This is a genomic window from Dethiosulfatarculus sandiegensis, assembly GCF_000931935.2.
Taxonomy (GTDB): domain Bacteria; phylum Desulfobacterota; class Desulfarculia; order Desulfarculales; family Desulfarculaceae; genus Dethiosulfatarculus; species Dethiosulfatarculus sandiegensis.
This window is the reverse complement of record NZ_AZAC01000004.1, coordinates 1-17289: the sequence shown is the minus strand read 5'-3', so window position 1 is coordinate 17289 and position 17289 is coordinate 1. Positions and strand designations below refer to the sequence as shown.

Sequence of the window (17289 nt, the reverse complement as noted above, 5' to 3'; positions counted from 1 at the left end):
TTGAAACCAAGAATCACCGTAGGCGTGGGAGACGTGGCTGTCTCCGATGATACCAGCAAGGAGATAGTTACATTCTCCCTGGGCTCATGCATCGGGGTGGTTTTGTATGACCCAAGGGTAAAGGTTGGAGGGCTGTTGCATATCATGCTGCCGGATTCAAACCTTAACCTGGAAAGGGCCACCAAACAACCGGCGGTCTTCGCAGATACGGGCCTCCCCATCCTTTTTCGATCGGCCTATGCCCTGGGGGCAAAAAAAGGTCGCATGCGGGTTGTCTTGGTGGGGGGCAGCCAAGTCATGGACGCAACTGGCCATTTCAATATCGGCAAGCGCAACTACACAGCGGTGCGCAAAATTTTCTGGCGCAACAACGTACTGGTGGATGCAGAGGATATTGGAGGCAATGTCAACCGCACTGTGGGGATTGACGTAGCCACGGGCCAGGTGTGGGTCAAGACAAACGGCATGGAGGTCAAGGCATTGTGAGCCTGATCAAACGAATACTGAAACAGGTGGATCATCTACCGGGTGTACCCGCTGTGTTGCAGCAAGTTCTGAGCCTGGTAAATGATCCGGAATTTTCATTTGAGGAGTTGGTGGAGGTGGTCCGGGTGGACCCGGGCATTACCGCCCACGTGCTTAAGGTGTGCAACTCGCCTTATTACGGATTAACCAGAAAGGTCTCTTCCTTACAGCAGGCCATGACCTATCTGGGAGTCAACAAGGTGGTTGACATCATCTTAACCAGCGAGGTGGTCTCCTATTATAAAAATGACCAGACAGGCTACCGACTCAAAGGTGGAGAACTTTGGCGGCACAGTGTGGCTGTGGCGCTCCTGGCCCAGGAAATGGGCAAACAGTACGGATACAAAGACCTTTCCACCCTGTTTACCGCCGGGCTTTTACATGATGTGGGGAAACTCATTTTAAGCGAGTTTGTGGAGGAAGAGTTTAAAGAAATCTTAAGGCTGGTTAAGGAAGAAGGCATGAGCTTTCCGGAAGCGGAAAGAAAGGTGCTGGGAGTGGACCACGCCCTGTTGGGGGCCAAGGTGGTGCGCAGCTGGAACTTTCCCGAGCCTATAATTCGGGCCATTGCCTATCACCATGATTTCAGCCAGACCAATAAAGACCGCAAACTGGTGGCCCTGGTAAACTTGGCCAATCTTGTGGTCCTTAGCATGGGCATTGGCGGCGGAGCACAGGGGCTCGCGGTCCGGATGCCTCAGGCACTGATGGACGAGCTGGGTTTAAAGGCGCGTGATCTTGATGATCACCTCTTGGCGGTGAAGGATATCGGAGAAAAAGCAGAAGAATTGTTGAGCATGGCTAACTAGCCGGCTCAAGGGGTGAAAGTGATGTCTTTAAGGGTATTGGTGGTGGATGACTCCAAGGCCATGCGGGCCGTGATCAAGAAAACCTTGAAAGCGGCCGGTTTTCCGGTGCAGACCTGCTATGAGGGTGCCGACGGATTGGAGGCGCTGGAAATCCTGCGCAATAATGAAGTGGACGTGGTTTTAAGCGACCTTCATATGCCCAACATGAACGGACTGGAACTTTTAAATGCATTACAGGCAGAAGGTCTGACCCCGCGCTGCTTCATATTGGTTACAACCGAGGGCCGCAAGGAAAGGCTGCGCGAAGCCCTGGCCCTGGGGGCCAGGGGATATGTGGTCAAGCCTTTCCAGCCCGAGGGTCTACGAAAAATTCTGAGCCTGTTTGTGGGAGAACCTGATGGAAGTGCAATGGAGGAAAGTCCTGAAGGACTCGATTTCTGAAGCCTTCAGCACCATGTATTTCATGGTGCCTGAGGAGATGCCGGATCTGTTGGATGAGCGCGGCGATGATTTCAAGGGATCCTGGTTTCAGAGCAACTTAAGCGCCAACCGCGATTCCATTACCATAAAAATATGGGCCTGGGGCCCGGCTGAGCTGGCCAGAATACTTTCGGCCAACATCCTTTCCTGCGAGCCCGAGGAGGTGGAAGACTCGGACATGATGGACGCCTATGGCGAGATGTTGAATATTGTTGTGGGCAGCGTGCTGACAGCCATAGACCCCAAGGGCGAGTGGCAAATGGGGCTGCCTGACTCCTCCCACGTCCCGGCCGAAGACCTGGGGCCGGCTTTTGCCCAGGCCCAAGAGCACCTTTTCTATGACTTGGAGGAATACCCGTTTATCTGCGGCTGGCGGTTGCACCGAAAATAAAAATTGCAAAACTTTTCAACCCCTTCTTGAGCATAAAAGACGATATATAGAAAAATCTGATTTTGCCCAGGGTGAGTGCTGGAGGGATACATCATGGTATTGGGCGCAGGGCGGCCAATCAAGGTTTTAATCGTGGACGACTCGGCTGTGGTCCGGCAGGTTTTAAGTAAAAGCCTGGCCAGGGTTTCTGATATCGAAGTAGTCGGGACCGCCACCGACCCCTATGCAGCCCGCGACAAAATCCTTTCCCTGGAACCCGATGTACTCACCCTGGATGTTGAGATGCCCCGCATGGACGGCATCACCTTTTTACGCCGCATTATGCAATACCGCCCCATGCCGGTGATCATTCTTTCCTCCCTCACCCAAAAAGGCGGCAACCTGGCCTTGGAGGCGATTGAAGCCGGTGCGGTGGAGGTCTTGAGTAAGCCCGGCGGCTCTTTCTCGGTTGGTGAAATGGCCGACCAGCTGGCAGACAAAATCCGGGCCGCGGCCCGGGCCAGACCCAAGGCGGTCAATCTGGCGGACCACACGCCGGAAACAGAGCGCATTGCCTCCACCAACCTGGATTTCACCAATAAAATAGTTGCCATCGGGGCGTCCACCGGCGGTACGGAGGCCATAAAGGAAGTGCTCACCCGCCTGCCGGCCACAGTACCGGGTATTGTGATTGTGCAGCATATGCCGCCCCGATTCACCACGGCCTTTGCCGAACGCTTAAACAGCCTCTGCGCCTTTGAGGTGCGCGAGGCAAACGACGGAGACTCTGTGTTTCCAGGGCGCGCCCTCATCGCGCCGGGCAACTTTCACATGCTTTTGCGCCGCTCGGGCGCCCGCTACTACGTTAATGTAAAAGACGGCCCCATGGTGCATCACCAACGTCCGGCGGTGGATGTGCTCTTCCGCTCGGTGGCCAAAAGCGTCGGTGCAAACGCTGTGGGGGTTATCCTCACCGGCATGGGGGCCGATGGCGCGGCCGGGCTGAAGCTCATGCGCGACGCCGGTTCGCCTACAATCGGCCAGGATGAGGCGTCGTGCGTGGTCTACGGCATGCCCAAGGCGGCCTTTGACGCGGGCGGCGTGGAGACGGTGGCCACCCTGACCAAGATACCCCAGGAGATAATGCGTCAGGTCGGGGCCTGAGTCCTGCCCCGCCTAGCCCGCAAAAAACAGGTTCACGGCCAATGACGACCTTTCGCCAAAGGTGCCTGACCATGGAAACCTATACCGACCTGATCACCGGTAAATCCATCCCCTATAATGACGATGAATATGTCCGGCAAAAGGTGGAGGCCATTTTGCTGGAAAAGGGATACACAAAAGACCAGGTGGAGGTGGACGCCTACCGGGAAATGACCCTGGAAGACCACACCATAAACTTCAGGGCAGACATACTTATCAACTGTAAAGACCGGCCGGGCCTGATTTTGCGCTGCGCCAGAGGATCTTTGGTTACCAGGGAGCGGGAAACCATAGCCACGGCCTGCCTGATAACAGACCCTGCCCCGCCCTTTGCCCTGGTCTGCAACGGCGAAGACGCAGAGCTTTTGGAGGTGGTCACCGGCAAGGTGCTGGAAGAGGGGCTCAAAGCCATACCCACAGCGGGAGAGCTTGCACGCATGGTGGCGGATACCGAGCCATATCAACCATCTGAGCGAAAACGCATAAACGCGGCCCGTATTTACGCGGCCTATGCCTTTTTACAATGCCCACCTGCTTGCCGGGTCTGACTTGCCTTGCAGGCCGGTTTGGGATATCTTGCCTTTTCAAAAGGAAAATAAAGAGCTGATTGCTCCTTAAAAACCATAAAACTCATACGCCTCTTGTGAGCTTAACAAAAGGGGCGTTTTTCATTGTTCCACCTGCCTTGCCGGGAACGGAACATGGGAGCCTTAGATGAGCCAAAACCAGGACAACACCCCCAGGGTGCGCACCCGCTTCCCCCCCTCGCCCACCGGAGCCCTGCACCTGGGCGGGGCCAGAACCGCGCTTTTTAACTGGCTTTTTGCCAGGAACTTGGGCGGCGAGCTGGTTTTCCGCCTGGAAGACACAGACCGCAAGCGTTCCAAAGAGGAATATACCCAATCCATAATCCAGGCCATGGACTGGCTGGGCATGTCTTATGACGACGGCCCCTATTACCAGACCAAGCGCTTTGACCGCTACCGCCAGGCCATTGACCAGCTTCTGGCCGAAGGCAAGGCCTATTGGTGTCACTGTACGCCCGAAGAGGTGGACGCCAAAAGGGAACAGGCCAAAAAAGAGGGCAAAAAGCCCATGTACGACAGCACCTGCCGGGAAAAAAACCTGGGCCCCGCGCCTGGAGCGGTGGTGCGCTTCAAAAGCCCCAAATCCGGCCAGACCGTATTCAAAGACTTGGTCAAGGGCGTGATCTCCTGGGACAACAAGGAGCTGGACGACCTGGTGATCCTGCGCAGCGACGGCACCCCCACCTATCATCTGGCTGTGGTGGTCGATGATATTGACATGAAGGTGAGCCACGTTATCAGGGGTGATGACCATGTGGCCAACACCCCGCGCCAGATCCTTTTATTCGAGGCCCTGGGCGCGCCGCTGCCCCAGTTCGGCCATGTGCCGATGATCCTGGGCCCGGACAAGACCAGGCTCTCCAAACGCCATGGCGCCACCAGCGTGATGGAATACAAAACCCAGGGCTTTTTGCCCGAGGCCATGGTCAATATGCTGGCCAGGCTGGGCTGGTCCCACGGCGATCAGGAAATCTTCAGCGTTGAAGAGCTGATCAAATATTTCGGACTGGAGCATGTGGGCAAAAGCGCGGCCGTGTTTGACATGGATAAGCTGATCCATATCAATGCCCATTACATCCAGAATTCAGACGACGCTTACCTGATCGAGCTGGTGCAGCCGTTTTTGGCTGACCTGGGCATAGAGATGGACGAGGCTAAAAACCGTATTCTGGCCATGGCCCTGCCCCATCTCAAACCCAGGGCCAAAACCCTGGTGGAGCTGGCCGACGCTGCCTCGCCCTATCTGGTGGATATGCCGGAGATGGATGCCAAGGCCGCCAAAAAATTCATGAAGGCCCAGAACGCGCCTATCCTGGAAAAGGTGCGCGAACTGGTCGTCACCCACGGGGCCAACAACATGGAGGCCATGGAACACGCCTTCCATGAACTGGCAGAAGAGATGGAGTTAAAACTCGGCAAGGTGGCTCAACCCACCAGGGTTGCCTTAACCGGCCGCACCTTCAGCCCGGGCATCTTTGAGGTAATGGACATCCTGGGCCAGGACTCCACCTTGAAAAGGCTGGACCGCGCCCTGGAACTCTGCAATCAGGCATAGCCCAAGGCGCTGAAATAATACGATTATGGGTAAATAACAGAAAAGTTTAACCCAATGGCGGCTTTGCCTGTTGCCAAAAGACACCATTCTGTTATAATCCACTGTCGTTTCGCTGAAAAAGCATATATGCGCCCGTAGCTCAGCTGGATAGAGCGCCGGACTACGAATCCGTAGGCCGCCTGTTCGAATCAGGCCGGGCGCACCAAAAAATACACCTGTCATAAACAGGTTAAGGCCTCACCGGAAAAACGGTGAGGCCTTTTTATTTGGTGCATATCCCCCCATTTCTGGGTGAAACCGGGCAAAATTGACAACAATTCGACAACACGTGTTATCAAATGTGCCGGATTGATTCCGCTTTTATCTGCTCCCCCCAAGTTGCCTGGTGAAGTACCTCCACGCTTTCTCGCAATGTAGCAAAAACCCAAAGGCCGGGCGTTTTACCCAGTCGCGGATAGTTTCATGAGCACATGGCTTTACATCTTAAGATAAGTTTTAACTTGTAAGATTATCTTTGGCTGATGTTATATTAAGTAGCCAAGAGGTTGGTACACACATTACTCAGACTTGAAGATATGCTTACAAATTTTTATTTTCTTCGGATTTCCATCTTTCACATTGCAGGAAAGCGACCTTTAATCTTGCAGCTCCTCATAGGAAAAGCCATAAAGTAAAAAATGTTCTAATACAGCCGAGATTGGCAATTGCCTGATGCCACGGATTGATCATGCTGGTTTCGCCCAACCAACAGGCGTAACCAAACTTTAAAAACCAACAAATCCGAGACAAAGATGATGGTCCTGGGTTGATCTGCCAGATCCATATTCCATGACACTTCATCCTCGGAATGTACACCACAAGGATAGTTACGTATGGTTTGACGGCCCACAGAACCAGGACAAGCATGCCAGGCGCTACATGCCCATCAGATTTGAGCTGTCCAGACCCGATTTAAGCTCCAGGTCCATAGATTGCCTCGACATTGCTTGAAATTCCTGGTCTGATGCGGCCCGGTTAGCCGGGACTCCGGCTTTATTCCACTTTGGGCATAGTTCAGGCTGTTATCTACCCCGGCAACTGGAGAGCAACACCCTGAAACCATGCCCAACAAAAACCATCAACAGGTATTCGGGCATCCGGGCAAAGTAACCACTGCCATGAAAATTACCAAGAAATAAACGACGCATATTGAAAAGCGCTCAAACTTGGGCTTTACGTCTTGGGAAAAAGCTGCTTAAACCGGCAATTTTGAGGGAAAGTGTCTGTTGAAAAATGCAAAAATCGTCTCAACCATCCTGGAAACGTACAATCCCGAATAGACTCCGGTCCAAGATAAATTTCGCCATTATAATTACCTGCCTGGTGCTTGCAGGTATTTTTAGCTTTTTTTTAACTGTTTACGAAACTCACAGGCGAGAAGACGCGGTCGATAAGGTGAAGGTGACTCTACAGGACATTCTGGCCCAACACAACCAACAACTCAGTAACGAACTTTTTGCCGAGCACGAGCTTGCGGTGAAAGCAACGCTTGATGAGATGGCCAAACGTGAAGAAATCTTATCTGCAACAGCGTTCGATTTAACGGGCAAGCCTTTTGCCGGCACACAAAGCACCCTGCCTCAGGCGTTGCCAAAAGACAAGCTGAAGGGCCTGACTAAAAACGCGACCTTCGAGACCCATGTTCCGGATGATCAATTGGTTTTAACCTATACCTCCATCCTCAGGGCCTATGGCGAAGATGTGGGCTTTTGCCGCATAAACTACTCACTGGCGTCTTTGAACCGGGAAACATGGACCATTGTTTCCATTTTCGCAGCCTTACTGGTCACCATGTTTTTGCTTATGTCTTTGCTTTTGAATTGGATGCTCTCCCGTCTTGTGCTCACGCCGGTTCGCATCCTTAAGAACGCAATGTCCAATGTCATGGATGTAAACAAAAGCGCCGATGAGGCGGAAGATAGGGCGGTCAGGGAAATTGTCTACTCCTTTGAAAGCCTATCCAGGGAACTGGAACAGCTACAAGGTTCCGGTGATGAAATAGGTTCCTTGGCGCAATCGTTCAAGCAGATGACCTCCTATCTTCGGGTTGTTTATGCCGATTTGATAAATGCGGAAGAAAAATACCGCGGCATTTTCGAGAATGCGCATGAAGGCATTTTCCAAATGACCCACGAGGGCCGTTTTATCCGGGCGAACTTTGCCATGGCCACCATGTTTGGCTACGATTCCCCCAAGGAGCTTACGGATTCCATCTCTGACTTTTCCAGGCAGTGTTACGCAAATTCTAAAGAACATTCTCAAGTGGACCAGGCCGATAAAAAACAAGACCGAATGGCCGAGATGGAAACCGAATTCAGGCGCAAAGACGGCAGCGTTTTCTGGGGTTCGATTTCCCAGCGCGGCGTTTATGATAACCAAAATCAATTGCAATACTTCGAAGGCTCGATCGTAGATATAACCGCCAGAAAAGAGCGTGAAAAAGCAGAACAGGAACGACTTCACGCAGAGGTTGAACGTGAGGCCGCCGAAGCCGCGACCCAGGCCAAGAGCGAATTTTTAGCCAACATGAGTCATGAAATCCGCACCCCGCTCAATGCCGTAATGGGCATGACCGAGCTTTTGACCAAAACCAGCCTATCCGATAAGCAGCTTAATTATTTAAAAAAAATTACCATTTCTTCCCAGACCCTCCTCTCTGTTGTAAACGATGTACTGGACTTTTCCAAAATTGAAGCCGGGCGCCTGGTGCTTGAGCAAACCGAGTTTTCGCTGCAAGAGGTTTTGGCCAATATTTTGGAAATGTACTCTCTTAGCGCCCATGAAAAGGAAATCGAGCTGGCCGTTTCCATCAGTGATGACATCCCCCTTGACCTGATCGGCGACCCGGTGCGCCTGGGGCAGGTGCTGATCAATCTTACGGGCAACGCCATTAAATTCACCCAAGGTGGGGAGGTGGTGCTAAGTGTACGCTTGGCTAAAACCGCTCCCCCAAAACCCGAGCTGACGGTACTGGAGTTTTCCGTAACCGATACGGGAATCGGTATAGCGCCGGACCGCCTGGACGTCATCTTTGAGTCCTTTAGCCAGGCGGATTCATCAATTACACGCCGCCACGGGGGAACCGGCCTTGGATTGGCCATTTGCATGCAACTCACGCGGCTCATGGGGGGAGATATCTCCGTTAAAAGCACCCTCGGCCAGGGCAGCACCTTTACTTTCACCGCCATATTTGGCAAGCAGGACGAGGACAAGCAGGCCCGTTTCCTGACTCCCGGCGATATGCGTGGACTCAGGGTTTTGATTGTAGACGACAACCAAACCTCGCGAGATATACTGGCCGCGGGGATTCAATCTTTTCAGATGGAGGCGCACACAGCCGCTTCCGGTGAAAAGGCCCTGGAAATGATATCCGGGGATGATCAGTCTTTTGACCTCATTCTCATGGACTGGCGAATGCCCGGGCTAAACGGCATTGAAACCGCCCGCCGAATCAAATCGGAAATGAAACTGGTGAAACTGCCTATCATTTGCATGGTGTCAGCTTATGGGCGACAGGACCTCCTTCAACAATCAGAGAAATCCTTGCTGGACGCCTTTTTGCACAAACCGGTTAATCCGTCATTACTTTTCGACACGATCATGGGATTGTTTGATCGCCATCCAGACCAAAGGGATTCCACGGTTGAACCGTCCGGGTCTGACGAAGGTCTGGCCCCCGAACGCTTAGCCGGAGCGCGCGTCCTGCTGGTGGATGACAATGCCATAAATCAAGAAGTGGCCTGTGAATGGCTGAAAAGCTGGGGCATTAAAGTTAAGACCGCAGATAATGGGACAGCCGCGCTAAAAACCCTTGCCAAGAACGATACTTTCGACGTGGTGCTCATGGACATCCAAATGCCGGATATGGACGGCTATGAAGCGACCCGCCGTATACTTCAAGACAAATCCATAGACGCGCCGCCCATTATCGCCATGACAGCCCACGCCATGCAGGGCACTCGTGAAAAGTGCCTGGAGGCGGGCATGAGTGATTATGTGACCAAACCCATAGCTTCGAAAATCCTCTTGGGCGCGCTTCTGAAATGGGTGGAGCCAAAACAGCCGAGCGCCGCACCAAGTTTTTCTCAAACCAGCGCCCGGGAAAGCAAGCCCTGTCTGCCGGAATCAATCGCCGGGATAAATCTCTCGGATGCCCTGGAAAAAGTTGGCGGAAATGAGGAAACCTACAAAAGAATATTGATCAAGTTTCTGAAATCCAACAAAACGATAGCCGGTGAAATAGAACAGGCTTTGACAAATCGTGATGTTGACCTTGCCGGGCGCTTAGCACACAGCCTGAAAGGAGCCGCCGGCAATCTGGCCGCTGATGACGTTTATCGAATAGCCGTAAATGTTGAGGATCTTATTCATTCAGGAGGGATCGAAGAAATTCAATCCCTGTTGATTGAGCTCGATGCTTCGCTGGGCGTCATCAGAAAAGCGGTTGATGAACTCGAGCAAAGACCAGGCGCTTCTGAGGACAAGCAGGATCAACCGACTCTGAATCCTGAACAAGCTCGAAATCTTATATTAGAGATCGCCCAACTGTTGGACTTAGACATCTCCGCAGCAAAGGAGAAGGCAACCCAGCTGAAAAAGGTAATGAAGCCATCACAGCGCCTGGATGAAATTGAAACAGCGCTTGAAGAATATGACACCGAAACAGCCATGAAGTACATTGTTCAAATGGCCGAGGAAATGAATATCGCGCTGCCGGCGGATTAAAGTATATATTTAGGGGGACAACCAAATGGACAAAAAAAAATTGCTTATTGTCGATGACGTGGCCGAGAATCTCGATATCCTGGTCGCCTTGTTGAAAGATGAATATATGATTGCCGCCGCCCGCAACGGGAAGCGCGCTCTGGAACTTGCCGAAAAGAATCTGCCGGACCTGATCCTGCTTGATATAGTCATGCCTGATATGGACGGATATACGGTCTGCCACAAACTCAAAGAAAGGGAAAGCACAAAAAACATACCGGTCATCTTTATAACAGCGGTTTCAGAGGCAATGGACGAGGCCAAATCTTTCAGCTTGGGGAGCGTGGACTATATCGCCAAGCCTTTTTCCCCGCTTACGGTAAAAGCCAGGGTTAGAACTCATTTAGCGCTTGCGGCGGCTCAAAACAAACTGGAGCAAAAAAACGCCGCCTTGGTTCACGAAATCGAACAGCGCAAACTGGCGGAAGCCAAACAGGCGCGGCTCATAGAACAACTTCAGGAGGCCCTGACTCAAGTAAGGCAACTTTCCGGGCTATTGCCCATCTGCGCCAACTGCAAAAAAATCAGAGACGATGACGGGTACTGGAGCCAGGTTGAAGACTACATCGGTAAGCACTCCGAAGTTCAATTCTCCCATGGCATTTGCCCGGATTGTGCAAAAAAACTTTACCCCACTATTGCCGAAAAAGTACTCGGCAATAGTGTTAAGCCCAAAAAATAAGCATAGTTTGCAATACCACCGGGAGCTTTCTATTTTACCATTTGCAAGAATTGGCTTTTACCGCTGGTTATTTCCATTACAATAGCCGGCCGGTCTGGATTGCCTGTTTCATTAAAAGAAATTTGGCCGGTTACGCCAACAAAATCACTTAAAGAAGCCAATGCACTGCGTATTTTTTTGCGGTCCAGTGAACCTGCGTTTTGAATAGCCTGCGCAAGTATCATAACCGCATCATAGGTCAATGCGGCGGACTCGTTGACTTCGTAGGTTCTTTGGTAATTCTTTACGAAGTTCTTGGACTTGGGGCTATCGACGTCTTTTGTCCAATGGCAGGTATAATATCCCTTTTTTAATTCCATTCCGCCTTTAGCGAAAAACTCACGATAGCTCCATCCATCCCCGCCCAACATGACGGCATCAATGCCCAGTTCCTGGGCCTGCTTCACGATCAAACCACTCTCGTCATACCCTGGGATCAAGAGCAGGTCCGGGTTCAATTTTTTGGACTTTTTTATAATTGAAGAAAAATCTTTTTGGGTTTGCTTATAGTTGAAGACGCCAAGGATTTTTTTACCATATCCTTTAAACTTCTCCTGAAAAGTCCGGCTCAAGCCCATGCTATAGGCAGAATCAATGCATTGTATAATGACAGCATTTTGGGCATGAAGCGTTTGAGATGCGAACTCCGCCAAAACCCGTCCCTGGAAAGTGTCTACAAAGGCAACCCGGAAAATGTAATCACCAACCTTAGTGACAGCAGGATTTGTGGAATCCGGAGTGATCATGGGTATGCCCTGTTTTTGCAGAACCTTGGCCACGGCCAGGGAGTGATCGCTCCAGGAACATCCAATAACCGCCGTAACCCCAAGTCTTACGGCCTTTTTCGCGGCCAGTTTTGATTGTATGGGAGAGCTATGGTTATCGAGTTCTATCACTTCGATATTCTTTCCTAAAACTCCTCCTAATCTATTTAGCTCATCAACGGCATAACGCACGGCCTGAAAATGATGGATGGTTGATTTGGATGCCTCTCCGGATTTTCCGAATATCGCCGCAATCTTGATGCTATCCGCAGCATAAGCGGAATGAGCGGCCACCCCGGATAAAAGTAACAATATGGAAAAAACAAGAGCTATATTTCGCATTCTTCAATTCCTTATTTATCCAAGTTGTGATTCCCCACAGTTCGCACAGGGTCCGCATGACAGGAAGAATACACGGCCTCAGCCACGGGGACGTAATCTTAAACAAAAACATCGGTCGGGACAGGGATCATATCTACTTACCATGGGCGTTCGCCCCACAGTAGCACCGGATGAAATTGTCCTAATTTTTAAAGGCATAACTGCCCTTTCCTTGGAACACCCCGTATGATGCCAAGTGTGTAAAAGAGCTTGGAGCGGAGAATTTGGGACTGACGGTTACCATGCCACAGCGACGTGCTAAAAGAGTCGACCAGGACAGTTTCAGCGCTTAGCCAATAATCAAGGTCTTACAAATTACACCTTACGTCAATTAAAGCCCTTCTGCTTTCATAACCCTGAGCCACCCAGGGTTTTTCATTCCCAGTTCCTCTATACCGGTTGACATTATAAGTACGCGGCGAAATGCTTGTCAACGACTGGTGGCTGTTGTTTAGGCTTAAATTGCTAATGGGGAAGGTCCCGATTGTTGCGGAGATTATTTTGGTTGGGTTCGTTTGCCCGGGCCGGGTGCTGAATCTGATTCTGGTGAGGTTCAACGACCGGATGCTTTCTCCCGTCAACTATTATTAATCATGGGAGGTTTACATTTTATTTCACCATGAAAGATCATCACTTGGGCGGATGAGATGATCCATGCCGCAAAAAAGCCGACTAATTTTAAGGCAGGGTTTTGGGTTTTCACTTGACATTAACGTATGGACACCATACGTTTAAAGACAAAGGAAGTCGACATGCACAAAATCGTGAAAAATTATCTTTCGCTCTTTGAAAAGATCTCCAACATGAGCCGCCAGTCCAAATCCTTTGATACGGACGTGAAGATATATCGCAGCGAAATCCATGTGATCCAATTCATTGGCGACAATACTGAACTTTACGTATCTGAAATATCAAAGCTAATTGGTGTCACCAAGGGAACGGTCTCCCAAATCGTAAAGCGGCTTGAATCAAAGGGGCTGGTGCGAAAAAAAACAGATGAGGCTAATAACACCCGCCAGCTTGTGCGGCTGACGGAAAAGGGAAAAACAGCATATGCGGCCCACAACCGCTATCACCTGGAACAGAATATTGAAATGGAAAATTATTTAAAAACCCTGGATGCGGATCAGCTTGCGCTTCTTGAAGAATTTATCCATCGCGCCGGGGAGATGATAGAGGACCATATTTAAACCCGTTCTTTTTTTTATTTTAAACGTATGGACACCATACCTTTTCAGGAAAAACACTAATCATGAAATTGGAAAACAGAATCGTCTGGATTGCGGCGATGATCCAGTTCGTCAACATCATTGACTTCATGATGGTCATGCCGCTGGGGCCGGACATGGCTGCAAGTTTACCGATAACTAATGGCGACATAGGCATTATCTGCGGATGCTATACCCTGGCCGTCGGTTTCTCGGGAATCTGCGCCGCGAAATTCTTGGATGCCTTTGACAGGAAAAACGTCGCCCTTGTGGCCATGGCGGGCTTATCCCTGGGAACGATCAGCGCCGCCTTTGCCGGAGACCTGCTCTCCCTGGTCGCCGCCAGGGTGCTCGCCGGAATGTTCGGCGGACCGGCCGCGGCAATATCCCTTTCCATGGTGACCGATATGGTGCCGCCGCAAAGGCGCGGCAAAGCCATGGCCATTGTCATGGGCGCCTTTTCCGTCTCTTCCATCGCCGCCATACCCTTTGGCCTGGAACTCGCCCAGTGGGGGTCCTGGAAAACGCCTTTTTACGGCATATTCATCCTCGGCTGCATCGTGCTGGCGGTTATCCATTTCTTTACCCCCTCGATGAAAGCGCATCTGAGTGAAAAAAAGCAGGCCATCTCCTTTCTAAAATTTTTGAAAGATTATCGATATGTGTTTGCCTTTGTCATGATGTTGACCGCAATGGTCTCGACCTATTCGGTTATTCCCTGCCTGTCAGCCTATCTTCAGCTTAATCTTGGCTATCCCCGGGAGTCATTGGGTTTCCTTTACCTGGTCGGTGGTGTTTTCAGCCTGATCCTGATCCAGATCGGCGGCAGGTCATCCGATGCCATCGGCCCCATTCCAACCAATGTCATAGGAACTGTTTTTTACGTTATCTTCCTTTATGACGGTTTTGTTCACACCCCGTTTTCCCCGGTTCTGCTTATCTTTGTCATGTTCATGGGGACTTCCTGCTTCAGGAATGTATCGGCAACAACCGAGGCATCGAAACTTCCCCGGCCTTATGAGCGCGCCGCCTTCATGTCTCTTTTGACTTCCATGCAGCATATTGGCAACGGCATCGGTGCATTGGCCGCATCAGCCATTTTAAGCACAGGCCCAAATGGTCAACTGTTGCATATGGAGTGGGTGGGGATCCTGGCCATTGTCATGGCCCTGTTTCAGCCGGTGCTCCTGGTGATCATACGCAGGTCAAGAAAAGCAACGGAACCTGATAGCGTGCTTCAGCCAGCCAAAGGCCCCGGCATCTGCAAGGCGGGCGTTGAAACAATTGGAATCGCCAGAGAATAAAAGCCATGATCCCGGCGTTCTGTCCGCTGGATAGAGCGCCGGTCAACGAATCCGCAGCCAGCCTGTCGGGAGCGGGCCGGGTGCGTCCAAAATATCAAGCAGTTAGTCTGAAAGGGCTAACTGCTTGATATTTTTTTCGTTTCCTCTTCCCACACTTTCCCTGCTATTTAGTTTGCTTTTCATGGGTGATGCACAACATTGTGAGTTAATTTCAGGTCCAATGGCCAGGCTAGTTGTTCAGCTTGATAATGGGAAGCAGAGCCGAACGGCGTTTCGCCTCTGAGAAAACCAGTGAATCTGTTTTGACCTTGGGTCCGAGCCCGGAAACAGTGCCCCTCATTAACTCGAAAGCCTGACGGTTTGATTAAGTTCGATTGCGTAAAGCGGTTTTATCCTCTTCGCCATCAGGTGTGAAATTGCTATAGTTGGGAGGTCGCGATATGCCGGTCCGTCTGAGCCTTTAGCTGGAGTTGATTATCATGGATGCCGACCGACCTTCCGGCCCCGGATATTGGTTTACAGCCGCCCAGGCGGTGCAAGAACTCATCAAATTCCACACCTGGCAAAGAAGACCCTTTAATATTGACGCACGCATATTTTTCAGGTGAATCCAGTATCTCAAAACAAGGAAACCAAAGGCCATGAAGCGATTTGTTTGTTTTTTAGTTTTCGTATTCATCTGCTTAGCTCAGTTTTCCTTTGCTCAACAGCCACCAGACAGTACGACTTTGAACTTCACCACTTCAGGAAGAAACGCAAATGTAGGGAATTGGGATGATCAACCCACAAGAACGCCTACGCCTCAACCAACCAGGCCCCCTGCCCAAAGGCCGGTTAATCAGCCCTTGACTCAGCAACAACTTGCAGAGCTGCATTATTTAGGCGGAATTTTGGGGCTGTTTTTCCATGAGCTTGGGCATTGCCTCATTGATGCGTTTCAACTGCCCATTACCGGTAGAGAAGAAAACGTGGTGGATGAATTTTCCACGCTTTTGCTCTTGGAAGCCCGCAAAGAAGGCCTTAGCCAGGCTCATTATCTCATTTTGGGATTTGCAGATTTCTTTTATTTGTTGGCCAAAAACGCGGGCCAGGTTCCCTGGGGAGATGAACACCCGGATAACATGGTTCGTTTTGGCAACATCTTGTGTTTTCTTTATGGCAGCTCTCCCAATGAATTTCAGCAGCTGGCTGATCATTTCAAGCTTCCCAAAAGAAGGCAACATATGTGTTGCAGGGAATATAAAGAAAAAATAAAGGCTTGGGAAAGACTGGTGGAACCCCACACCACAGAAGCCGGAGCCACGGGGCCAGGCAAAGTTAGAGTTCGATATGATCAGGCCAGAAGCGCCTTTGGCCAAAAAATGCAAGCCGCGTTTGTTCAAAACCGCTTGTTCGACACCTTAGCCCAGGTATTGACCAAAGAATTCGCCCTGCCCTATGACATCACCATTGTTCTAAAGGATTGCGGTACAGCCAATTGCTGGTGGGACCCGGGCAAGCGTGAAGTTGTGCTTTGTTATGAAATGATGAAGTTCTATGCGGAGATGCTTCAAAAAAGAGCCCAAGGTCAAACACCTCAACCCAATAGAACTCCCCAGCCAGCACCCCAACGCACTCCACAATCCCAGCCCCAGCGCGCCCCGCAGCCCATGCCCCAGCCTCAACCTGTCCCCCAACCTATGCCCGTCCCTCAGCCCATGCCCCAACCTCAACAGGGTATGGACGCCAGAGTTGTTGGACAATGGATGGCAAGAATCAATCATGGGGTTGTGACCTATGCCATCTACACCATGATGGGCCCCCAAGGTCAGTACTACTCTAAAGTGGAAACATGGCGCCAGGATGGGGTTATGGTTGACTTTTACGAGGAAACAGGCAGTTATCAGGCCACTAATGGAGGGCTTGTAATTAAAGTTATAAGAAACACCCAAGGCCCGCAAAATCTTGAAGGCCGTTTCCCTTATATGTTCCAAAACAACAGCCTGACCATAAAAGGTCTGCCCATTGTAAACGGATACCCGGTTTCCTTTATGCGCATCCGCTAAAAAAATAAAAGAAGCAAGGCCTTGATTGAACAGGGCCTTGCTTTTGATAATTGCGATTTTAAGGAGTTTATTATTGGTTTGGTATTTTTTATCTAATATTTAAAAAGCTCTGAGATATCCAACAAAGCAACTTCATCAATTATTGGATATTTTGGATTAGCCAATTTCACCTTAGCATTTTTTAAAACCTACTCAGCACAAAGCGCCAATAATCCACGGCCTGTGTCAACCGTTCGTTGTTTTGCTAATTGGGCCGAGATGAATTTCCCCTGAATCTGAACCGTCGGCGCCATTCCCTGCTGGACCACCGCACCCCCAACCAGGCATAATTCTTGGGTGGCCACAAAGCGGTTTAAATTTCGCAGCCCAACTCAACCTTAATCAAACCGCTAAACTCTCCAACAAATAGAGTCCACTGCTCCAGAATCCACTTTAATGGTATTTTATCTTGTGTTTCAGAAAATAATTTTTTAAAAAATAGCATTTGGTAAATCTTGAGAATTAATTTTTATATAGGTAGTGTCAATAATCTTT

The 17289-nt window shown here is 50.5% G+C and carries 14 protein-coding genes and 1 tRNA gene; 14 read left to right on the top strand and 1 reads right to left on the bottom strand.

The window, feature by feature from the left end:
* The 10 genes from X474_RS04175 (at position 1) to X474_RS04130 (ending at position 11014) form a co-directional block, all read left to right on the top strand.
* Positions 1-486 (top strand): chemotaxis protein CheD, encoded by a 486-nt coding sequence (locus X474_RS04175; protein ID WP_044346978.1) that lies wholly within the window; start codon positions 1-3, stop codon positions 484-486.
* Positions 483-1334: an HDOD domain-containing protein gene (locus X474_RS04170; RefSeq protein WP_044346977.1), complete on the top strand. Its 852-nt coding sequence runs from the start codon at positions 483-485 to the stop codon at positions 1332-1334. Before X474_RS04175 ends, X474_RS04170 begins: the two co-directional genes overlap by 4 nt.
* Positions 1335-1355: 21 nt before the next feature.
* Positions 1356-1775 (top strand): response regulator, encoded by a 420-nt coding sequence (locus X474_RS04165; protein ID WP_044346976.1) that lies wholly within the window; start codon positions 1356-1358, stop codon positions 1773-1775.
* Entirely contained in the window at positions 1732-2205 is a 474-nt protein-coding gene (locus X474_RS04160; RefSeq protein WP_156360615.1) for a chemotaxis protein CheX, read from the top strand. The genes X474_RS04165 and X474_RS04160 overlap by 44 nt, the downstream gene beginning before the upstream one ends.
* Before the next feature lie 93 nt (positions 2206-2298).
* Complete coding sequence (locus tag X474_RS04155) at positions 2299-3348, top strand: protein-glutamate methylesterase/protein-glutamine glutaminase (protein WP_044346974.1); 1050 nt, start codon at positions 2299-2301, stop codon at positions 3346-3348.
* Between the two features lie 41 nt (positions 3349-3389).
* Positions 3390-3935: a type I restriction enzyme HsdR N-terminal domain-containing protein gene (locus tag X474_RS04150; RefSeq protein ID WP_082464132.1), complete on the top strand. Its 546-nt coding sequence runs from the start codon at positions 3390-3392 to the stop codon at positions 3933-3935.
* A 166-nt stretch (positions 3936-4101) separates the two neighbouring features.
* The gene (gene gltX / locus X474_RS04145) at positions 4102-5529 is read left to right on the top strand and encodes a glutamate--tRNA ligase (protein ID WP_044346973.1); all 1428 of its coding nucleotides are present in this window, start codon (positions 4102-4104) and stop codon (positions 5527-5529) included.
* A 128-nt stretch (positions 5530-5657) separates the two neighbouring features.
* Positions 5658-5734, top strand: a tRNA-Arg gene (locus X474_RS04140).
* A gap of 1235 nt (positions 5735-6969) precedes the next feature.
* Positions 6970-10293: a response regulator gene (locus X474_RS04135; RefSeq protein WP_197281968.1), complete on the top strand. Its 3324-nt coding sequence runs from the start codon at positions 6970-6972 to the stop codon at positions 10291-10293.
* A 25-nt stretch (positions 10294-10318) separates the two neighbouring features.
* The gene (locus X474_RS04130) at positions 10319-11014 is read left to right on the top strand and encodes a response regulator (RefSeq protein WP_044346972.1); all 696 of its coding nucleotides are present in this window, start codon (positions 10319-10321) and stop codon (positions 11012-11014) included.
* 29 nt (positions 11015-11043) lie between these two features.
* Here X474_RS04130 and X474_RS04125 read toward each other — a convergent pair whose 3' ends face one another.
* Positions 11044-12159, bottom strand: coding sequence for an ABC transporter substrate-binding protein (locus X474_RS04125; protein ID WP_052514847.1), 1116 nt, complete (start codon positions 12157-12159; stop codon positions 11044-11046).
* A 791-nt stretch (positions 12160-12950) separates the two neighbouring features.
* On the opposite strand from X474_RS04125, the gene X474_RS04120 reads away from it, so the two are divergent.
* The 4 genes from X474_RS04120 (at position 12951) to X474_RS04110 (ending at position 16755) form a co-directional block, all read left to right on the top strand.
* Positions 12951-13388 carry a MarR family winged helix-turn-helix transcriptional regulator gene (locus X474_RS04120; RefSeq protein ID WP_044346970.1) on the top strand — a complete coding sequence of 146 codons (438 nt, stop codon included), beginning with the start codon at positions 12951-12953 and terminating at the stop codon, positions 13386-13388.
* Between the two features lie 62 nt (positions 13389-13450).
* Entirely contained in the window at positions 13451-14710 is a 1260-nt protein-coding gene (locus X474_RS04115) for an MFS transporter (RefSeq protein WP_052514846.1), read from the top strand.
* Between the two features lie 479 nt (positions 14711-15189).
* Positions 15190-15318 (top strand): hypothetical protein, encoded by a 129-nt coding sequence (locus X474_RS27000; RefSeq protein WP_269433157.1) that lies wholly within the window; start codon positions 15190-15192, stop codon positions 15316-15318.
* Positions 15319-15555: 237 nt separating this feature from the next.
* Positions 15556-16755 (top strand): DUF4344 domain-containing metallopeptidase, encoded by a 1200-nt coding sequence (locus X474_RS04110; RefSeq protein WP_197281967.1) that lies wholly within the window; start codon positions 15556-15558, stop codon positions 16753-16755.
* The last annotated feature ends 534 nt before the right edge of the window (positions 16756-17289 follow it).

Excerpts from the sequence above, each read along its gene's own strand:
- X474_RS04150 (WP_082464132.1), top strand. The coding sequence starts at position 3,390 with ATGACGACCTTTCGCCAAAGGTGCCTGACCATGGAAACCTATACCGAC.
- X474_RS27000 (WP_269433157.1), top strand. The coding sequence starts at position 15,190 with ATGGATGCCGACCGACCTTCCGGCCCCGGATATTGGTTTACAGCCGCC.
- gltX (WP_044346973.1), top strand. The coding sequence starts at position 4,102 with ATGAGCCAAAACCAGGACAACACCCCCAGGGTGCGCACCCGCTTCCCC.
- X474_RS04120 (WP_044346970.1), top strand. The coding sequence starts at position 12,951 with ATGCACAAAATCGTGAAAAATTATCTTTCGCTCTTTGAAAAGATCTCC.
- X474_RS04115 (WP_052514846.1), top strand. The coding sequence starts at position 13,451 with ATGAAATTGGAAAACAGAATCGTCTGGATTGCGGCGATGATCCAGTTC.
- X474_RS04155 (WP_044346974.1), top strand. The coding sequence starts at position 2,299 with ATGGTATTGGGCGCAGGGCGGCCAATCAAGGTTTTAATCGTGGACGAC.
- X474_RS04125 (WP_052514847.1), bottom strand. The coding sequence starts at position 12,159 with ATGCGAAATATAGCTCTTGTTTTTTCCATATTGTTACTTTTATCCGGG.
- X474_RS04160 (WP_156360615.1), top strand. The coding sequence starts at position 1,732 with ATGGAAGTGCAATGGAGGAAAGTCCTGAAGGACTCGATTTCTGAAGCC.
- X474_RS04130 (WP_044346972.1), top strand. The coding sequence starts at position 10,319 with ATGGACAAAAAAAAATTGCTTATTGTCGATGACGTGGCCGAGAATCTC.
- X474_RS04165 (WP_044346976.1), top strand. The coding sequence starts at position 1,356 with ATGTCTTTAAGGGTATTGGTGGTGGATGACTCCAAGGCCATGCGGGCC.